Origin of the sequence: Gardnerella sp. DNF00571G (assembly GCF_049262695.1) — a bacterium.
GTDB classification, from domain to species: domain Bacteria; phylum Actinomycetota; class Actinomycetes; order Actinomycetales; family Bifidobacteriaceae; genus Bifidobacterium; species Bifidobacterium piotii.
Genome location: NZ_CP058396.1, coordinates 507,809 through 526,675, shown reverse-complemented (window position 1 = coordinate 526,675; position 18,867 = coordinate 507,809). Strand labels below are relative to the sequence as shown.

The 18,867-nt window shown below is 39.9% G+C and carries 13 protein-coding genes and 1 riboswitch; of the genes, 4 read left to right on the top strand and 9 right to left on the bottom strand.

What is annotated here, in order from left to right:
• Nucleotides 1–33 precede the first annotated feature (33 nt).
• From HXT30_RS02235 to eno, 3 genes are all read right to left on the bottom strand, one after another.
• On the bottom strand, nucleotides 34–675 hold the full coding sequence (locus tag HXT30_RS02235; protein ID WP_421781376.1) for an FtsB family cell division protein: 642 nt from the start codon (nucleotides 673–675) through the stop codon (nucleotides 34–36).
• A 147-nt stretch (nucleotides 676–822) separates the two neighbouring features.
• Nucleotides 823–1,737, bottom strand: a complete 915-nt coding sequence (locus HXT30_RS02230) for an L-lactate dehydrogenase (RefSeq protein ID WP_422111821.1) — start codon at nucleotides 1,735–1,737, stop codon at nucleotides 823–825.
• A gap of 210 nt (nucleotides 1,738–1,947) precedes the next feature.
• Nucleotides 1,948–3,243, bottom strand: a complete 1,296-nt coding sequence (gene eno, locus HXT30_RS02225; RefSeq protein ID WP_004111823.1) for a phosphopyruvate hydratase — start codon at nucleotides 3,241–3,243, stop codon at nucleotides 1,948–1,950.
• 147 nt (nucleotides 3,244–3,390) lie between these two features.
• Nucleotides 3,391–3,497: riboswitch (TPP riboswitch) on the top strand.
• Nucleotides 3,498–3,507: 10 nt separating this feature from the next.
• Between eno and HXT30_RS02220 the strand changes: the two genes are divergently transcribed.
• Genes HXT30_RS02220 through HXT30_RS02210 form a run of 3 tightly spaced genes read left to right on the top strand, consistent with a single transcriptional unit; the run spans nucleotide 3,508 to nucleotide 6,217 of the window.
• Nucleotides 3,508–4,296, top strand: a complete 789-nt coding sequence (locus HXT30_RS02220; protein ID WP_016800667.1) for an ABC transporter permease — start codon at nucleotides 3,508–3,510, stop codon at nucleotides 4,294–4,296.
• Between the two features lie 30 nt (nucleotides 4,297–4,326).
• A complete protein-coding gene (locus HXT30_RS02215; RefSeq protein WP_032839224.1) occupies nucleotides 4,327–5,358 on the top strand; it encodes an ABC transporter substrate-binding protein in 1,032 nt (343 codons plus the stop codon).
• A 43-nt stretch (nucleotides 5,359–5,401) separates the two neighbouring features.
• Nucleotides 5,402–6,217 carry an ABC transporter ATP-binding protein gene (locus tag HXT30_RS02210; RefSeq protein ID WP_119529301.1) on the top strand — a complete coding sequence of 272 codons (816 nt, stop codon included), beginning with the start codon at nucleotides 5,402–5,404 and terminating at the stop codon, nucleotides 6,215–6,217.
• Nucleotides 6,218–6,294: 77 nt separating this feature from the next.
• Here HXT30_RS02210 and mfd read toward each other — a convergent pair whose 3' ends face one another.
• The 3 genes from mfd to HXT30_RS02195 form a co-directional block, all read right to left on the bottom strand.
• Nucleotides 6,295–9,921, bottom strand: coding sequence for a transcription-repair coupling factor (gene mfd, locus HXT30_RS02205; protein ID WP_422111744.1), 3,627 nt, complete (start codon nucleotides 9,919–9,921; stop codon nucleotides 6,295–6,297).
• Nucleotides 9,911–10,510, bottom strand: coding sequence for an aminoacyl-tRNA hydrolase (gene pth, locus HXT30_RS02200; protein ID WP_016784905.1), 600 nt, complete (start codon nucleotides 10,508–10,510; stop codon nucleotides 9,911–9,913). Before pth ends, mfd begins: the two co-directional genes overlap by 11 nt.
• Nucleotides 10,511–10,637: 127 nt before the next feature.
• A complete protein-coding gene (locus tag HXT30_RS02195) occupies nucleotides 10,638–11,678 on the bottom strand; it encodes an ABC transporter substrate-binding protein (protein ID WP_415684880.1) in 1,041 nt (346 codons plus the stop codon).
• A 384-nt stretch (nucleotides 11,679–12,062) separates the two neighbouring features.
• Here HXT30_RS02195 and HXT30_RS02190 point away from each other — a divergent pair, with 384 nt between their 5' ends.
• Nucleotides 12,063–12,854 carry an ABC transporter permease gene (locus tag HXT30_RS02190; RefSeq protein WP_115794237.1) on the top strand — a complete coding sequence of 264 codons (792 nt, stop codon included), beginning with the start codon at nucleotides 12,063–12,065 and terminating at the stop codon, nucleotides 12,852–12,854.
• Nucleotides 12,855–12,964: 110 nt separating this feature from the next.
• Here HXT30_RS02190 and HXT30_RS02185 read toward each other — a convergent pair whose 3' ends face one another.
• The 3 genes from HXT30_RS02185 to HXT30_RS02175 form a co-directional block, all read right to left on the bottom strand.
• Entirely contained in the window at nucleotides 12,965–16,519 is a 3,555-nt protein-coding gene (locus HXT30_RS02185) for a UPF0182 family protein (protein ID WP_422111743.1), read from the bottom strand.
• A 142-nt stretch (nucleotides 16,520–16,661) separates the two neighbouring features.
• Entirely contained in the window at nucleotides 16,662–17,951 is a 1,290-nt protein-coding gene (locus tag HXT30_RS02180; RefSeq protein ID WP_115761656.1) for a uracil-xanthine permease family protein, read from the bottom strand.
• A 343-nt stretch (nucleotides 17,952–18,294) separates the two neighbouring features.
• Nucleotides 18,295–18,663: a DUF488 domain-containing protein gene (locus tag HXT30_RS02175; RefSeq protein ID WP_422111742.1), complete on the bottom strand. Its 369-nt coding sequence runs from the start codon at nucleotides 18,661–18,663 to the stop codon at nucleotides 18,295–18,297.
• Nucleotides 18,664–18,867: the final 204 nt, after the last annotated feature.

Below are 18,867 nucleotides of genomic sequence, written 5' to 3'. Positions count from 1 at the left end.
ACTATTATTGTTAAATTCTATCTAGTTTTAATTCTATCTAGTTTTATTACCATTATTACTATGTTTTTTGTTTGTTGACTTTTCATTATTACTTTTAGATTTATTAGACTTGCCTGTGCTATTGGAGTGATTATTTTGTTTGCCACTTTGCTTAGTGGTATTAATCTTAGAAGACTTGCTACTTTCATCATTTTCTTTAGCCTTAAAGCTCATATCGTCTGGCTTGTCTGCCTTGTGAAGCGCGTAAAACAAGTCACTATACCACGGCAACGCCTTTCTATCTTCGTACAAAGAATCATCCTTATTAAACGATTCTGGAACAGAACCCGTAATCGCCTCTGGATGCTCTACTCTAACAGCTTGCTCCCCTGGAAATATAAACCCCAATCTTTCCCTTGCTTGAGCTGCAACATACGCCTTGTCTTTCCAACGCTCTACATCGTTATTAAGAGCTTGCTTTTTATCTTTCAAAGCAGACTCATCCCTTTGCAAAGCGTGCAATTCTGCCAAACTTAAAGCATAGTTACGAATTGTTGATATAAGACCAATACAGCAAAGAAATACAACAACTATCATGGAAACAAATACGATTGAACCAGAAAACAGCTTCTTTTTTTGAGGCTGATTTGATTCGTCAACTGTATTTGCAGTCATGCGGCGATTTCTTAAAATCATACTTCTAAATTACTTTGAATATTCGACGTGACGCACACGCGCTTATAAGATTGCGGCCAGCAACACAAGTCCACTGACCGCAATCAACTCTTAGCTTTATTATTAAGCTTATTATTAAGCTGTAGTCTTTAGAGTTTTGACTTTAGACTACTCCATTTGAGCTTTGCTTAAAATCGTATCTGCAGAATGCTGCAACTTTTGCAACTCTTCTTCAGTCAAATCAAGCTGGCACTGCTTAACAATTCCTTCTCTACCAACAATTGCTGGGTAAGAAAGATAAGAATGATATTCTTCGCGATAGTTAGAAACAGGCATTTGCTCTTTAGAATCCGAAAGAACTGCATCCACTAAACGAACTGCAGCAGCAGCAATACCGTAGTTTGTGTACTTCTTTCCGTAGAACACAGTAAAACCGCCTTCGCGAGTTTCCTCATCAATAGCATCTAAATCCATGTTCTTTTCTTTAATAAGCTCTGTTATAGGCTGCTCAAAGACTTTAACTGTGGACCACGCAACAAATTGCGAATCACCATGCTCTCCTAAGCTATATCCCTTAACAGCCTTTGGATGCACGCCAAAGAACTTGCCTACTGCACGATGCAAGCGCGCAGAATCAAGCAAAGTGCCAGTTCCAATAATCCTTTCGTAAGGAAGACCAGTAGCTTCCTTATAAAGCTGGCAAATAGCGTCGCAAGGATTTGTTATGTCAATCAAAACACCGTGGAATCCAGAAGCCTTAATCTTTGCACCAACTTCTGCAACTTCCTTACGATTATACTTAAGCTCTGCAAAACGATCTGGATGAGGAACGTCCAAAAGCTTTATGTGACCCAAGGCGCTTACGATTACCTCTACGTCTTTTAATGCTTCATAATCATTAACCGTAATATTAACGTTAAAAGGCACATTATCCATTGAATCTTCAAAATCCAATGCGTCGGCATTCACTTTTGCCTCGTTTGTATCATAAAGATACAAATCATCAGCGTGGCCGCCAACAACAAGTTGATGCGCTACTGCTGCACCAACGTTTCCCATGCCTATAACAGCAACTTTTCTCATATGAAACATCTCCTTCCGTTTTTAGTTTTCCATAAAAAATAGCACTATTTTGAAGAGAATAAAAGTAATTTTAGAAAAATTTATATATTTTTTCAAAAAATCGCTAAAATATACGAAAAACGGCCAATCGCACGAATGCGACTGGCCGAATTATGCTACAGTCTAGATCTTAAACAAGACTTACGCAGAACTTATAAAAGCTCTAGCATATTACTTCATATACTTCTTGCAAGCCTTGAATGCGCTGTAACCAGCATACTGAGCAGTAGAACCAAGCTCTTCTTCAATCTCAAGCAAGCGGTTGTACTTAGCAATACGCTCGCCACGAGCAGGAGCACCAGTCTTGATTTGGCCGGTGTTCTTAGCAACAGCAAGATCAGAAATGGTGGTATCTGGGGTTTCGCCAGAACGGTGAGAAACCATAGAAGTGAAGCCATTCTTGGTTGCAAGCTCAATAGCGTCGAGAGTCTCGGTAACGGAACCAATCTGGTTCAACTTTACGAGCAAGGAGTTAGCTGCTCCAAGCTCAATGCCCTTAGCCAAACGCTTTGGATTAGTAACGAGCAAGTCGTCACCAACGAACTGCAAACGATCGCCAAGACGCTTGGTGATTGCTGCCCAATCATCCCAGCCTTCTTCCTGGAATGGATCTTCGATAGAAACGATTGGATACTCGTTAATGAGCTTCTCGTAGTAATCAAGCATGTAAGCAGATTCGCGCTCTTCGCCGTCGAAACGATACTTGCCAGTTTCCTTGTTGTAGAACTCAGAAGAAGCAACGTCGAGGGAAATACCAATCTGCTTGCCTGGCTCGTAACCAGCAGCTTCGATTGCATCCATAATGTACTTCAAAGAATCTTCGTTGGACTTCATCTTTGGAGCGAAGCCACCTTCGTCGCCAAGACCAGTAGCCAAGCCTTCCTTCTTCAAAACGTTCTTTAAGGTGTGATAAACCTCAACGCCAGCGCGCAAAGCGTCGCTATAAGTAGCAAAGCCGTATGGAGAAATCATGTATTCCTGAATATCGGTTGCAAAATCAGCGTGAGCACCACCGTTCATAATGTTCATGTTTGGAACTGGAAGAATGTGGCCATTTGTACCGCCAATGTAGCGATACAAAGGAAGCTCAGCAGACTCAGCAGCAGCATAAAGAGCAGCAAGAGAAACGCCAAGAATAGCGTTTGCGCCAAGCTTGCCCTTGTTTGGAGTGCCATCAAGCTCGATCATTGTTTCATCAAGAGCGCGCTGATCAGAGGCATCCATGCCAATAACCTTTGGAGCGATTACTTCGTTAACAGCCTTAACTGCTTCCAAAGTACCCTTGCCTTGGTAGCGAGACTTATCGCCATCGCGACGCTCCCAAGCTTCTGCCTCACCAGTTGAAGCACCAGAAGGAACTAAACCAATTCCTTGAGCGCCATCTTCGGTCTCCAAATAAACCTGAACAGTAGGATTTCCACGAGAATCCAAAATTTCGCGTGCATATACGCTTTCAATAGCTGCCACAACTACTCCTTATTTATCTGTTGGTTGTGTAACATATTTAAGATTAATGCGTTTTATGGACGTTATTTCGCAGCGTAAGTCGTTAAGCATACAAGACTATATAATCTAAGCTTTTGTTAATTTGTCCACACCTTTGTACAATAATAACAAACTGACACGGGGTGCAATTATTTGCTTGATTGTAGTTGCTGAGATTATACCCGTCGAACCTGATATAGCTAGTACTATCGAAGGGAATGTCGAATGGTTAGCCATTGTAAGAGCATGCTAAAAAATGCATCTTCTTCACTACGTTTATGTGTGCCATGGCTTTCCACACTTGTCATACTTATTGGATGGTTTTTAGCTACACTTGGGCCTAAAGAGACTAGGCACATTCCATCACCTGCAGAAGTAATTAACGCTTTTCAAGAATTAAACTCAGAAGGTTTAATTTGGCCTTCGTTGGGAATTAGTTTTACAAGAGTTATTGCAGGATTATGTTTAGGAATGATAATTGCAGTTCCAGCAGGAGTTATTTCTGGTAGCACAAAGCTGGGCGACATTATTATTAACAAGCCTGGCCACATGCTACGGTCTGTTCCTTTTACTGCACTAGCACCTTTGCTTATTATTTTATTAGGCATTGGTGAGACTATGAAAATAGCTCTTATTGCTATAGGCGTATTTGGAACGTTCTACGTAAATATGAGGGATGGAGTTCGTAATATTGATCCCAAACTCTTGGAATTAGCTCGCGCATACAAAGTAAATAGCAAAACAGTATTTTTCACAATTCTTCTTCGAGGAGCGCTACCTAACTTTATGACTGCTTTACGCTTTGCAATATCAGTGTCTTGGGTGGCATTGGTAACGTGTGAAACAGTCAACGCTTCAAAAGGAATTGGATATGTTCTTGCAAGATCACAAGAATTTTACAGACCAGATCAAATGCTGCTATGCATAGTTTTATACGCGATTGCAGGCCTACTTTCTGAAGGAATTGCAACACTTTTAGAAAAAATTTGCATGCCTGAGCGACGTTCATCCATCGTTAAAATCAAACAGAACTAAGAATATTAGCAAAATAATTAGGAGAATAAAATGGCTAAATTCGCATTATCTACAACAAGTAAGCGAGCATTAGCAGCTTTCTGCGCGCTTTGCACAGCAATCACCCTAGCATCATGCGGAAGCTCGAACAATAAAACACAAGCATCATCCGCAAAATCTTCCACAAATACTACTAAGCAAGTAAAAGAAGATACTGGAACTTTAAGAGTAGCATATTTGACTTCTGCAAATTATTTAACAACTCTTTCAAATAACACAAAGATGGCAGATAAGATCTTTGGCAAGGCAAAGGTTACATTTAGCGGGCCATATGTTCCTCCAGAAGCAAACACTGCAGTAACTTCTGGAAACGCAGACGTAACAACCACAGGATCTGGCCATTTTATTCATTTTATCTCCAAAGGCCAGCCATGGGTTGCTTATGCTATTAACTATTACAATGGAAACGCTCAAGGAATCGTAGCAGCACCAAATAGCGGAATCAAATCGCTTAAAGACTTATACGGAAAGAAGATTGGAATTATTGCTAAAGGTGGAAGTGGAGATTATATAATTCACAAAGCTTTTGAAAAAGCAGGACTTGACCCATCCAAGGTTCAAGAAGTAGAGATGAGTCCAAAGAACTTCCATGCAGCATTCACAACTGGTCAAGTTGATGCATTAGCAACCTTCGATCAGAACTTTGCTGCAGCTCTTGCAACTCCAGGATCAAAACTTCTAGTCACTGCAAAAGATTATGGAAATATTAACTTCGGAATCCAAGTTGCATCTGCTGAATTTGCTAAAAAGCACCCACAGTTATTAAAGAAAATGTATCGTGCTTTAGTAGAAGAAGGTAAGAGAGTTAAGAAGAAGCATTCGATTATTCTTGATATGTATAAGAAGTTTGGTGCATCCGATGAAACAATGAAAGAATTAGCTAAGTTTGACATTCCGCAAATCCGACCAATGAATGCAGAAACTATGAAAATGCTTAAACAGCAAGCTAAGGAATATGTTAAATACGGATTCATTAAAGAAGTTCCTGATTTCTCTAAAGCTGTAATCGACTGCAGCAAGTAAACGATTACTAATTGTAATTAGAATACGACTTTAGAATACGACTATGTTTAATAGCATTTTTCATAAGCGTAGCAATGTAGAAGTTTCCAAAGAATCTACTTGCAAATCAAATATTAACGATAGCGATTACTGCGTTAGTATAGAGAATCTGGGCATTTCTTTCGCAAGTGCAAAAGATAAAAATACAGAAAACGATTTTGCAAATAATTCTTCTTTTGTATTGAAAAACATTACGATGAGAATTAAAAAGGGCGAATTTGTTTCGCTTATTGGTAGATCGGGATGCGGAAAAACTACGCTTTTGAAAATAATTTCAGGACTTCTTACTCCTAGCGAAGGCAGCATTCATGCAACAAGCCGTCAGGCTATTGGTTTTCAAGATGCACGACTAATACCGTGGCTTTCTGTAAACAAAAATGTTGTTTTCGGCATGGAAGGAAGCAAGCAAGATCTTAAGAATATTGCGCATTTAGCGCTTTGCCAAATGCAGCTTGTTGGCTACGACAACAAGTGGCCTTCTGAGCTTTCTGGAGGCCAGCAGCAGCGCGTATCTTTAGCGAGAGCTTTAGTTAGAAGTCCTGAATTATTGTTGCTTGACGAGCCTTTTGGTGCTTTGGATGCTCTTACGCGCTTCGATATGCAAGATTTGCTTAATAATCTTCAAGCTAAATATGGCTGGACTACACTTATGGTTACGCATGATATTGCGGAAGCTGTAAGACTTTCTAACCGCATTCTTATGATAAAAGATGGCAAGATTTATAAGCAATGGAACATTGATCGCGAGCATCTTGACGCTCAAAATCGCCCTGTAAATCATAGTGAAATAGAAGATGAGCTTAGAGAAGCTTTGCAATAAGTAACGCAAAAATAATGTGAATAAAGGCGACTGCAAAATAGCGGCCGCCTTTATTTATAAACAGTGCAAGATTTGCCTTACCAAGCTAAATCTTCAAGAAGTTGGCGCACCCAATCAAGTATTTCGCGCTCACTCATTGCGCTAGTTCCAAGTGAAGATTCAAAAGGCGATGGAATAATAAGCGTATGAGTAAGCGGACGATACTTAACTCCGCGGTAAATCCTTTGCAAACGCATCCACAACGATTCTTTTGGATCTAAACCAATAACACGAACCGATTTACCTTGAGAGCTAATTTGCGTAATACCAAGATCACGAGCCTTAAAACGCAAGCGAGCAACATCGCACAATATACCAAACGCTTCAGGAGGCTCACCAAAACGATCAAGTAACTCATCGTGCAACTCTTGCAAATCCTTATTATTGTTAGCGGAAGCAAGCTTACGGTACGCTTCTAAACGAAGCTTGTCGGAATCAATATAATCAACTGGAATCGAAGCTTCAACAGGCAAATCAATAGACGTGGAAACAGTTTCCTTATGCTCTGGCTCTTTGTATTTTTCAACAGCTTCACAAACCATTCGCACGTATAAATCAAATCCAACGCCTTCAATGTGGCCACTTTGCGCATTGCCAAGTAAGTTTCCAGTGCCTCTAAGCTCCAAATCCTTCATAGCAACATCGAATCCAGATCCAAGAGCAGTATATTGAGCGATTGTTGCAAGGCGATCATGCGCTTGTTGAGTCATAGGCTTAGACGGATCATACAAAAAGTATGCATACGCTCGCTCACGACCTCTGCCAACGCGCCCGCGCAATTGGTGAAGCTGGCTTAAGCCGAATCTGTCTGCATGATCCACAATAAGCGTATTAGCGTTAGAAATATCTAATCCCGTTTCAATAATCGTAGTGCAAACAAGAACGTCAATATCTCTATGCCAAAAATCACGAATAATAGTGTCAAGCTGCTTCTCACCCATTTTTCCGTGCGCAATCGCAACCCTAGCATCTGGAACAAGTTTTTGAATATTAGTCGCAACTTTACTAATATCTTCTACTCGATTGTGCACATAAAATACTTGGCCACCTCTAAGCAACTCTCGCTTAACGCAAGCTGCCACTTGCGCGTCTTCGTAAGCTCCAACATAAGTCAAGACTGGCAAACGGTCTTCTGGAGGCGTAGCAAGAGTAGACATTTCGCGAATACCAGTAACAGCCATTTCAAGCGTTCGAGGAATTGGCGTTGCAGAAAGACTAAGAACGTCTACGTTTGTACGCAAAGCTTTCAAAGTCTCCTTGTGCTCAACGCCAAAACGTTGCTCTTCGTCTATAATCACTAAACCTAAATCCTTGAATTTTATGTTTGGATTCAAAAGCTTATGCGTGCCAATAACAACATCAACTTCTCCTGATTCAAGGCCTTGAATAGTATTGTTAACCTCTTTTTCGCTTTGGAATCTACTCATTGCAGCAACAGTTACGGGGAATCCAGAAAAGCGATTAGTAAAAGTTTCGTAATGTTGTTGAACTAAAAGAGTTGTTGGCGCTAGAACAACCACTTGCTTGCCGTCTTGAACTGCCTTAAAAGCAGCACGCACAGCAATCTCAGTTTTGCCAAAACCAACGTCTCCGCAAATCAGCCTATCCATTGGAATTGGCTTTTGCATATCTTGCTTGACTTCGTCAATAGTCGTAAGCTGATCTGGAGTTTCTTGGTATGGAAAATCGTCCTCAAGTTCTTTTTGCCAAGGAGTGTCTGCGCTAAAAGCAAATCCGCTGCTAGATGCTCGTGCAGAATAAAGTTTAATCAAGTCTTGCGCAACTTCTTGAACAGCTTTTCGCGCTTTTTCTTTTGTAGCAGCCCAGTCTGCGCCTCCAAGCTTATTTAGCTTTGGAATCTCTGCACCAATATATTTGCTAACTAAATCAAGCTGATCTGTTGGAATAAAAAGCTTATCCGCAGGAGCATTGCGTTTACTTGGCGCGTACTCAATTTCCAAATATTCGCGCGTAGCTTCTCCGTTTGAAGTTTTTGCATTCCTCTGCCTCATGCCTATAAATTTGCCAATTCCGTGCTGTTCGTGAACAACAAAATCTCCTGGCTTAAGGTCTAGAAGGTCGATTTCTTTTTTTCTACGCTTTGGCGACTTAAAACCACTTGCAGAAGAAGACTTTCCTGTTAAATCTCTTTCGCTAAGAATTGCGATTTTACTTTGCGTATCTATAAAACCGTCAACTATTTTCGATTGAACTGCCGAAAAATCAAATACGCCACTTGCGCGCACAGCTCGAGCAAGCCTTGCTAAAATTCCACTTGAAGCAGCGCTAATATAAACCTTGTATCCGTTAGAAATAAGACCAGATATTCCGCTAGAAATCTTCTCACTATCTCCTCTAAATTCTTGAGGAGATTTAATGCACAAGTCTAAATAGTTATTTTTTACGACTTTATTTTCGTTTTCTTCTTTAGAATCAACGGTTTCTAGCGACTTATCTATTGCAAAACTGTTTAAGTTAATTACTTGATGATTGTTGTTTTCAAGATTTTCTAAAACACTGCCAAAATCAAGAAAACTCGCTTTATCGAATGTTATTGGAGCGCCAGCACCCTTACCAGACGCAGCAACATGCCAACTTGCAGCCAAAAACTCGTTTGCTGTTTTAACTAAATCGTTAGCTGCGCGCTTGCATTTTTCTAAGTCGGAAACCAAAATTATTGCGTTTTTATCAAGCAAATTTTCCACTGGTTCCATGTTGTCAACTAATGCTGGAATCAAAGACTCCATACCCTCTACAGGTATTGCATTTGCGATTGATTCAAGCATATCTTGAGCATTTGGAATTTTACCAATCAAAGACTTCGCTCGTTTTTGAACATCTTTTGTAAGTTGCAATTCTCGGCAAGGTGTAGCCCAAACACTATTAATATTCTTCCCATAAGTGCGCTGATCAGATGCGTGGAATTGTTTGATTGCGTCAATCTCATCTCCAAAAAACTCAATACGCACAGGATGATCCATTGTTGGAGGAAAAACGTCTATAATTCCACCTCGAACAGCAAATTCAGCGCGATTCATAACAAGTTCCACGCGATTATACGAGTTTTCAACAAGTCGTTTTGTAGCAAGCTCAATAGAAATCTCATTGCCACATTCAAAAACAAGCGGCTCTACATTGCAAAGACCCTTAACAACTGGCTGAATAAGGGATCGAACTGGCATAACAAGAACGCGAATTGGGCTAAACATGGCACTTTTGCTGCTTTTGCCGCTTTTGCTATCTTCCCCACTTTGCGGATGCTTTAATCGCCTAAAAACAGCCATTCTGCTTGCTACAGTATCTGCTCTAGGAGAAAGACGCTCGTGCGGAAGAGTTTCCCAAGCTTCAAGATTAGCAATATCTTTAGGGTTCCCATTATAAAAATCGCGTATTGATTCAAGTGATTCTAAAGCATCTCTACCAGATGGAACTACTAAAACAACAGGCTTTTTAGTAGCCATTGCAGCAGCTACAGCAGATCTAGCTCCACTTGGACAATACACATTAAGAGGATTAGAAAAATCTTCTTCAAGCAAAGCTAAAGACTTAAACGAATCATTTTTCTTACAAATATCTTTAAGTATGCTTTCAAAAGAAGCATCAGAAATATTAAAATCTTTAGAATCTAGCATTTTGTTAGCAAAAGAATCATACTTATCTGCCATTAAAATGCTCCTGAGTGGCTGCAAGCCCGCGGAAAATCACACTTTCTACAGCATCTGCGCCATCTGCCAAAAAATTAGGAAGTTCAGATTTTTGCGCACCAGCAAATCCGCCCAAAACCCAATTAACAGTATTATCGTGAGCATGAGCACCACGCTGAGCATGCCCAACACCCATTCTTACGCGCGCATATTGCGGAGTTCCAAGACTGCGATCAATAGAACGAATACCGTTATGACCTCCAGCAGAACCTCCAGCTTTTACTTTAATGCGCCCAAAATCCAAATCCATATCGTCGTGAACAATCACAATATGGTCAGTCTCAATTTGATAATAAGAGCTTATAGAAGATATTGCAGCTCCAGAATCGTTCATAAAAGTAAGCGGCTTAGCAAGGAAGAACTTTGCGGACTTACCGTCTAAATTCATAACTCCCTTGCCAAGTTTAGACAAGCCTTTATGGTCAGAAAAAGATATTGACCATCGCTCAGCAAGCAAATCCGCAACCATAAATCCCATATTATGACGAGTACCTTCGTACTTAGATCCAGGATTGCCAAGGCCAGCAATAAGCCAAAAATCCGAAGCCATAATTCACGCCCAATCTTATAAACTCAACAACAAAACGGGCGTATCGATTGAAGCTGGATTATACAACTACCCGATACGCCCTCATATACTGTACTTTATTTTAGCAAGACTCAAGTCATTGCGTAAACTACTTCAAAAATTCGTCCGTAGTTAATTCTTTTGCTTGAGGAGTTTTATATGTTACTTTGCCTTTAGAATCCGTATACGCACCTTCCTTACTTAGGAAGTCGAAGTATTCTTGAGCACCCTTAACATCATTTGTGCCGAACACAAACTTGCCGCTTTTTATGTCTGCACGATTACCCCAATATTGCCCGTCAACAATCATCTTCATGCTTCGCTTAACGAATTTCACATCAAGATTAGCTTCAGGAGCTTCTTTTACTAAAATGTTCGCAGCTTCGTCTGGATGATTGTAAGCGTATTCATAACCGCGCTTAACGGCTTTAACAAAAGCGCGAACAAGCTTAGGATTGCGCTTAACTGTGTTTGCGTTAGTAATAACACCAATCGTATCTGGCTGACCAGGAACTCCATAATCTGCTGTCTTAAAGCAACGCAACTTTGGACCATACATTTCCGCCTGCACACCTTCCCAAGTACCATAAAAACCACCAAAATCAGCTTTTCCGGATTCAAGCGTACGGAACGTAGAAGTACCAACAGTAACCTTATCGAACTTACCTTTGCCACCATCATGCTGGATCATTCTACGAATCACAGCATCACCTTCTGCAGATCCAAAGGTTGCAAAAGTTTTACCATCAAAGTCTTTAGGAGAATGAATTTTAGTATTTTTATAAAGAGAGCACCAAATTGCGCTAGGCTTTTGCTGAACTTGCAAAACTTCCTTCAATTTAGTGCCTTTTGTACTGAAATCTGCAAGACTAGTAATATTGCTTAAAGCAAAATCCGCAGCACCAGAGTCAACAGCATGCTCGGCACCAGTTTGAGACACAGCCAAAATATTCACGTGTAAACCAGATTGCTTAAACCACCCCATATTCTTTGCCACGTATATGCCAATATGATTAGTATCAGGTATCCACGAAAGCATAAACGAAACGTTTTGAAGACCAGATTTACTATTCTGCTTACTATTGTTTGATCCGCACGCACACAAAGACAGAATGCAGCATGAGCTTATAAAAACTGCTATTGCACGCATAATATTTTTATTAGATTTCAAACAAAAAGCTCGCACATTACGCCATAATTCGCATATCATGAATTCCCTAGCTTTCTTATAAATAACCGCTTTCTGGGAATGTGACACGAACTTGGCAGAAAACGGTATCAAGGGCCTAGCCCGCGCCGTTCAATGCCCCCAAAATTAGAACTTTTGGTTTGCCACGCATTGACTCACGAAACGACTAAATTATGCACTAATCGAAAGACAAATACGCATAAAATACACGCTTGCGAACTACATACTAGCTATGTGATATTTTCATACAAGAAAGTTTGTAAAATTTTACGTTGTTTGATTGGGGCAGCAGTCAAGCAGCTACAACAAGCATTATGGCTTGTGTACTGAAAGGAACGATATTCCATGACGCGCGCGCGCTGGAAAACACTACTGCACAATTATCTGCCAACAATAATTTCTACTATTACATTACTAATTTTTTGGCAACTTTCTTGCGAATTCTATAAAATTCCAGAAAATTCTATTCCAACTCCTACAGATATTGCTAAAGCAACTTGTGAAGTGTGGCCACAATTATGGCCTGCAACCCTTGCAACTATTGAAGAAACAGTTATTGGTTTTAGTCTTGCCATTGTGTGCGGCATTTTACTGGGCGTACTTTTTCACGTATGCAAGCTGGTTCACGCAGCTTTGTTCCCACTTCTTTGTGCTGCACAAACGTTACCACTTATTTCGATTGCCCCGCTATTTCTTATATGGTTCGGTTTCGAAATGTCTGGAAAAATTGTTATCGTAGCTATTTTTAGCATGTTCCCTATTGCTGTTCAAACAATTAGAGGTCTTGATGCAGTTCCAAGTTTTTATAGCGATGTAGCTCTCACATGCGGAGCGGGACGAGTTTGGACGCTTTGGCACGTAAAATTAAGGATTGCAGCTCGACAAATTTTTGGTGGAATTCGCATTAGCACAGCCTACGTTTTTGGCGCAGCTACTACTGCAGAATATCTTGGCGCTCGTCAAGGATTAGGTATTTGGCTGCAAGCTGCATATAATTCTTTCCGCACTCCGCTTATTTTTTCTGCAACATTCGTAATTATTGCGTTTACAGCAATATTGATGGGCGTAGTTAATATAAGCGAACGATTATTGCTAGGTCCTGTAGAAGACGACGAAGACCCAGATAATCAAATGTAAAAACGCATAAAGCCAACACATAAAATAATGCCGAACATAATCTAAACTATGCTCGGCATTATTTTTTATTAATCTAAAGCTGCTTTTAGGCGCTTCTTTGACTTTTGCTTTTACTTTCCAGAGTCTTCTTTAATAGCATCGTTAATCGCATCGCTTAACTCTTTTTGAGCTTTGCCATACGCTTGCCAATCTCCAGATTTCATTGCAGCATCCGAATCCTTTAGAGCTTGAGCTGCTCGCTTAAGAGCCATTTTCGCTTTTGCACTAAAATCAGCGTCTGCCTTAGCATTAGCATTTTTATTGCCATTTTCGCTATTCTTAGTCGAATCTTTTTGCTTAGGATTAGAAGCAATATTGTTTACGCCAGAATTATTGGAAGCATCGCCAGCGTTTGCGCCAGAGTTTCCTCCAAATACTTGGTTTAATGCTTCATCCAAAGTGTCTGCAAATCCAACTTGATCTCCAAAAGCAACCAATACTTTCTTAAGCAATGGGTAGCTAGTAGATCCGCTAGATTGTACATAAACAGGCTCTACGTAAACCAATCCACCGCCAAGTGGCAATGTAAGCAAATTTCCACGCTTAACTTTAGTTGATCCAGATTCAAGCAAATTCAACTCTTTAGAAACATTTGCATTAGCATTAAAGTTGTTTTGAGCTTGACCAGGTCCTGGAACATTGGAAACTTTAGGTAACTCTTGAAGTCTTAGTTGGCCATAATTTTCGCTTACTTTTCCAGCAACATTTCCAGCATCGGAATTTACAGACAAGAATCCAGTTAGGATCTCTCGAGTAGATCTTCCAGCAGGAATGTATGTAGAAACAAGCGAAAATACTGGCTTGTTTGCTCCTCTAGTTTGCAAAGTCAAATAGTATGGAGGTTGCAAAATATCTTCTCTCTGAAGACTTTGAGATTCTGTAGGATCTACTGGAGTCTGCCAGAAGTCTTCTCCCGAGAAGAACTGGCTTGCGCTGTCAACATGATACTTTGCAAGCAAATGCCTTTGTACTTTGAACAAGCTTTCTGGGTATCTAATATGACTCATCAAATCGCCAGAAATCTTAGAAATATCGTGATAATGCCCTGGGAATATTGATCTCCAAGCTTTAATCACAGGGTCTTTTTTATCCCACACATACAAGTCAACAGAACCGTCGTACGCATCAACAATAGCTTTAACTGAATTGCGAATATAGTTTGCTCGCTGATTAGTCAAGCCTTTAATCGAACGAGATGTTGTTGTTGTAGAATCTTGAGTCACCTGCCCAAAATCAGTCATTTGCGAATATGGGTAAGAGTCGGACGTTGTATATCCGTCAACAATCCACTTAACTCGTCCGTCAACAACTGCTGGGTAAACGCGCCCATCTAATGTCAAGTATGGAGCTACTTTAGAAACACGAGTCTTAGGGTCGCGATCATACAAAATCTGAGAATTTGCAGTAACTCTATCCGAGAATAAGATTTGATCTGATTCAAAACGAATAGCGTGTAGCAGCTTAGAGAAGAAGTTGCCTACACTTGGTCCACCATTTCCCTTAAACGTTGTTAAAGCACCATTTGAGCCAGTTGGATAATCAAATTCCCAAGGAGCAGAGCCTTTTGGAGAACCAACAATCGAATACTTTGGAGCATTTGGCGAGAAGTAGATACGCGGCTCATACTTCTTCAACTTTGTAAGCTTTCCTTGAGTTGGAATTCCATACTCCATAAATTGCGGCTGACCATCTGCAGTAACTTTATTTCCATAAGCTGCAACAACGCCATACCCGTGCGTATAAACAGTGTGGTCATTAACCCAATTTCGATTATCGTTTCCAGCTAGATCAAGCTCGCGCGCAGCAATAACCGTGTCTTGACTCACGCCATCAATGTCGTACTTATCTACAGAAAGAGTATCTGCAAAAGTATAGTATTGCTTAGATTGCTGCAATTGGCGGAATGTTGGAGAAGTGACTTGAGGGTCTAAAAGCCTGATTTGTGCAGTAGACTCCGCTTCTTTTGCTAGCGCTCCCGACTTTCCTTCCGAAGTAGCGTTATACGATTCTTTTTTAACATTATTTAAGCCATACGCAAACTTAGTTGCATCAATATTTCGCTGAATATAAGTGGCTTCTAATTCTTGTGCATTCGGCGCTACCTTAAAACGTTGCAAAAGAGCAGGCCAAGCAAAAGACAACACCATAGCGCATACAACTAAAGATGCAACAGCTACAGCAGGCGTGCGCCAAGCCTTAACAGCTACAACAAAACGCGTGCCAATTTTTACATTTCCATTAAGGGCATGAGACTTTAGCAGCCACGCTGTTATAACAATTCCAACAATTAGTGTTATTACAGCCATTGCAATGCTGGAAGGAACACCAGCATTCATATCTGTGTAAGATCCGCCAGTAATCTTAGAACCATCCAAATTTACAATCGCAAACACATCTAATATTTGCAAAACGGACCAGAAAATAATAACTAGCATAAACCATGCAGAAATTTGACGCCTTGCGCTTTTAGTTATGCTAAAAATGCCTTTGCCGTCTACAGGAAGCGTAATTCTTACAGCTCCCATCAAAGCGTTTGTTATAACGCTAAATAGCAAAGAAACAGCAAGAAGAACAATAAACGCTCTTGTAAAAAGTCGCAAGCCTGGCAAAACAAACACATAAAAACCGTTATCAAATCCAAATTGCGGATCTTTAATACCAAATGATTGGTAGTTAAACATAAGCAAAATTTGCACCCAATGATTGTAGAATTGCATTCCAAACACAGCGCCTACAATCAAAGACACAACTCCTGCAACATGCATTGCAAGCTTAGAGCTTATTCCCTTTTTAGTGTCTAAAATATTGCCTTTTTCTTTAACATATACGCCATCTTCGCTTCCAGGGCGTTTTTTAATCGCAATATATGCAGACAAATACCCAAACGCAGCCATAAGCAGAGCGTATAAAGCCCAAACGCCGATTTTAGCGGCTAGTTGAATCCAGATTACGCTCTCAAATCCAAGTTGCGCATACCACATGCAATCTGTAATAAAAGTAGAAAAACCAAAAATAATTGAGCATATAAACGCTATTGCTACTACTATTGCAACAATAGCCCAACGCCATTTTCTTGATTTTCCAACAAACTTATTTACATCAAAATCTATTCTCATATAGCGATTATTCTCCTTACTATTTGAGTTTTTTCTATCGCTTTTATTGCTTTTACTATCTTTACTATCTTCGCTAGCATCGCTAGTATCGCTATTTTTGGGCGAGTCGCCTTCGTTTTCTAGTTTTTTCTTAGCTTCTAATATATCGCTAAAGAGGTCACCAAGGTCATCATCGTCACTATAATAGTCTGCCAAATCTTTTATTTTTTTTGCAAACTTTGAAGAAGTCTTATCTTTGTTTTCACTATTAGACTCATCTTTAGAAGAATCTTTAGCAACAACATTTGCATTGCTATTATCTTCATCAATGCTTTCTACAACTACATCTTGGTCAATAGAATCATCTGCAGAAGTATCGGCAAAATCATTATTTTGATTGCTCTTTTTCTTTCCATCGCTTGAATAATCGGAACGCTTATGCACTTTAGTGTTTTTAGGTTTTTTAGCCATATAAGCGCCAAAAGCAGCCCATGCAACGCCAATGAGTATTTCTATAATGACTTTCAACATAAGGTTAATAATACTATACTAACTATTCCCAATCTACGTGTTGTGTTTGTTGTGTAATCAAAAATAATTACAAAAAAGCGCGCTCGCAAAAGTAGCGAACGCGCCTAAATCGATTAAATTAAATCATATTAAAGCATTTATGCTAAGCAACATCTGGATCGTCTTTAGCGATTGTTCCAGTAAGCTTTCCGATTGCCTTCATTACGTGGTAAACAACCAACACAACAACAGTGCCGATTGCAATACCGTTAAACTGAATTCCAGAAATAGCAAACTGGAAGTTGGCAATGCCAATAATCATAACGATTGCAGCAATCATAATGTTAACTGGCTTATCGAAGTTCACTTTGTTCTCTACCCAAATGCGCACGCCAATCATGCCAATCATGCCGTAAAGCAAAGTGGTTACACCGCCCAAAACGCCTGCTGGAATGGAGTTTACAATTGCACCAAACTTTGGGCAAAGGCTTAATACGAATGCAAAGAATGCAGCGCACCAATAAGCGGCAGTAGAATACACTTTTGTTGCAGCCATAACGCCAATGTTTTCACCATAGGTTGTAGTACCGCAACCGCCAAAGCAGCCAGCGATTGCAGTGCCTAAGCCGTCTGCAAACAAAGCTGTACCAATCTTGGAGTCGTAGTCGCGGCCAGTCATTTGAGCTACAGACTTAACATGACCAACGTTTTCTGCAATAAGAACCAGCACAACTGGCAAGAACATAAGCAAAACAGAGAAGTCAACTTGCGGAGTGTGGAACTTAGGGAATCCAATCCAAGAAGCTTGCTCAATCTTACTAAAGTCAACTTGACCCTGGAAGCATGCGTAAGCGTAGCCAACAAGAACACCAAGCAAAATGTTCAATCGTCCAAGAAGACCGCGGAAAATCACTGCAATAAGCATAACTGCAACCAAAGTTACCAAAGCAGTGTCTGGAGCCTTTTGGAAGTTACCCCAAACAGCCGGTCCCAAGTTAAAGCCAATAATTGCAACGATTGCACCGTTAACAACAGGAGGCATAATAACGTCAATCCACTTTGCTCCTGCAAAATGCACAAGCACACCGATTAGCGCAAGAAGAATACCTGTGCACATAATGCCAAAGCTTGCTACAGCAATGCCCTTATGCGCAGCAGTTACAGCCATAACAGGTGCTATAAGACCAAAAGAGCTTCCTAAATAACTAGGAAGCTTATTTGCGTTAATCAACAAGAACAGTGCTGTAGAAAGAGCCGTGAACATTAAAGTAGTAGACGGATCAAAGCCTGTAAGAATTGGCACTAAGAATGTTGCGCCAAACATAGCAATAACATGCTGAGCACCAATACCAGCAGTACGAGTCCAAGTTAAACGCTCATCTGGCTCTACTACTTCTCCTGGCTTCAAAGTTTTTCCGTCTCCATGAAGCTGCCATGTAAACAACGATTTCATCGTTTTCTCCTTGTGTAAAACAAGTTCGTATGTAAGTTTGTGATTGAAAAACAACCACCAAAACAAGCGCCAGCTTAAAAAAAAAACAAGCACTACTCGAGCGCAGGTTTGGCAGATTTTGCAGAGGCTATACCAACCGCCGCCCCCTAGCCAAGTGGTCATTCTAATGTACTAATCACAAAGTGTCGAGACAATTTGAAAAATAATAAATTTATAAATTTGTTTTGTTGAAATATCAAGGAAAATCGGTGTGTCGAAAACGCATCAAACACCACTAATTATTACTCATAAAAGTTTATAAACATAAACTTTTGCTTATGTATTAGATTCGCTTATTACAATCTTAATTTTGCAAAACATTTTGAATGTAATCTTTTAATACAGTTGCATGATTTATACGCGGATCTTTCGCTCCATATAAAAACGTTACTTTTTTACTTTTTCTACATATATCTACGATTTGGTTTACACAATCTTGATTCTCGTCTAGCTCTTCAATATAACGATTAGAAAATTCCTTGAAGCGCTCAGACTTATGACTAAACCATTTTCGCAAATCACTTGATGGAGCAATATCTTTACACCACAAATCAAGATTTGCCTTTTCTTTACTTATTCCTCTAGGCCACAATCTATCTACTAATACCCGAAAGCCATCATGTTCATCAGATGATTCATAAATGCGTTTAATTTGAATATTAATATTGCACATAATTACCTCTTTAACTACATATAATGATTACACAATTATGATTTTTTTCAACAAGATTTAATTAATCACAATGTAAATGAAACTAATACAAAACTACGATAGATTTTTATCGAATATGTTTTATTATGTGATTTTTATATAGGCGTGTCGCTTGCCATTACAACAAAACGCTAGAAAATGTGTAAATATTTTTGATTTTTTGTT

Excerpts from the sequence above, each read along its gene's own strand:
- HXT30_RS02235 (WP_421781376.1), bottom strand. The coding sequence starts at position 675 with ATGATTTTAAGAAATCGCCGCATGACTGCAAATACAGTTGACGAATCA.
- HXT30_RS02230 (WP_422111821.1), bottom strand. The coding sequence starts at position 1,737 with ATGAGAAAAGTTGCTGTTATAGGCATGGGAAACGTTGGTGCAGCAGTA.
- HXT30_RS02220 (WP_016800667.1), top strand. The coding sequence starts at position 3,508 with ATGCTAAAAAATGCATCTTCTTCACTACGTTTATGTGTGCCATGGCTT.
- HXT30_RS02215 (WP_032839224.1), top strand. The coding sequence starts at position 4,327 with ATGGCTAAATTCGCATTATCTACAACAAGTAAGCGAGCATTAGCAGCT.
- HXT30_RS02210 (WP_119529301.1), top strand. The coding sequence starts at position 5,402 with ATGTTTAATAGCATTTTTCATAAGCGTAGCAATGTAGAAGTTTCCAAA.
- mfd (WP_422111744.1), bottom strand. The coding sequence starts at position 9,921 with ATGGCAGATAAGTATGATTCTTTTGCTAACAAAATGCTAGATTCTAAA.
- pth (WP_016784905.1), bottom strand. The coding sequence starts at position 10,510 with ATGGCTTCGGATTTTTGGCTTATTGCTGGCCTTGGCAATCCTGGATCT.
- HXT30_RS02195 (WP_415684880.1), bottom strand. The coding sequence starts at position 11,678 with ATGCGTGCAATAGCAGTTTTTATAAGCTCATGCTGCATTCTGTCTTTG.
- HXT30_RS02190 (WP_115794237.1), top strand. The coding sequence starts at position 12,063 with ATGACGCGCGCGCGCTGGAAAACACTACTGCACAATTATCTGCCAACA.
- HXT30_RS02185 (WP_422111743.1), bottom strand. The coding sequence starts at position 16,519 with ATGTTGAAAGTCATTATAGAAATACTCATTGGCGTTGCATGGGCTGCT.
- HXT30_RS02180 (WP_115761656.1), bottom strand. The coding sequence starts at position 17,951 with ATGAAATCGTTGTTTACATGGCAGCTTCATGGAGACGGAAAAACTTTG.
- HXT30_RS02175 (WP_422111742.1), bottom strand. The coding sequence starts at position 18,663 with ATGTGCAATATTAATATTCAAATTAAACGCATTTATGAATCATCTGAT.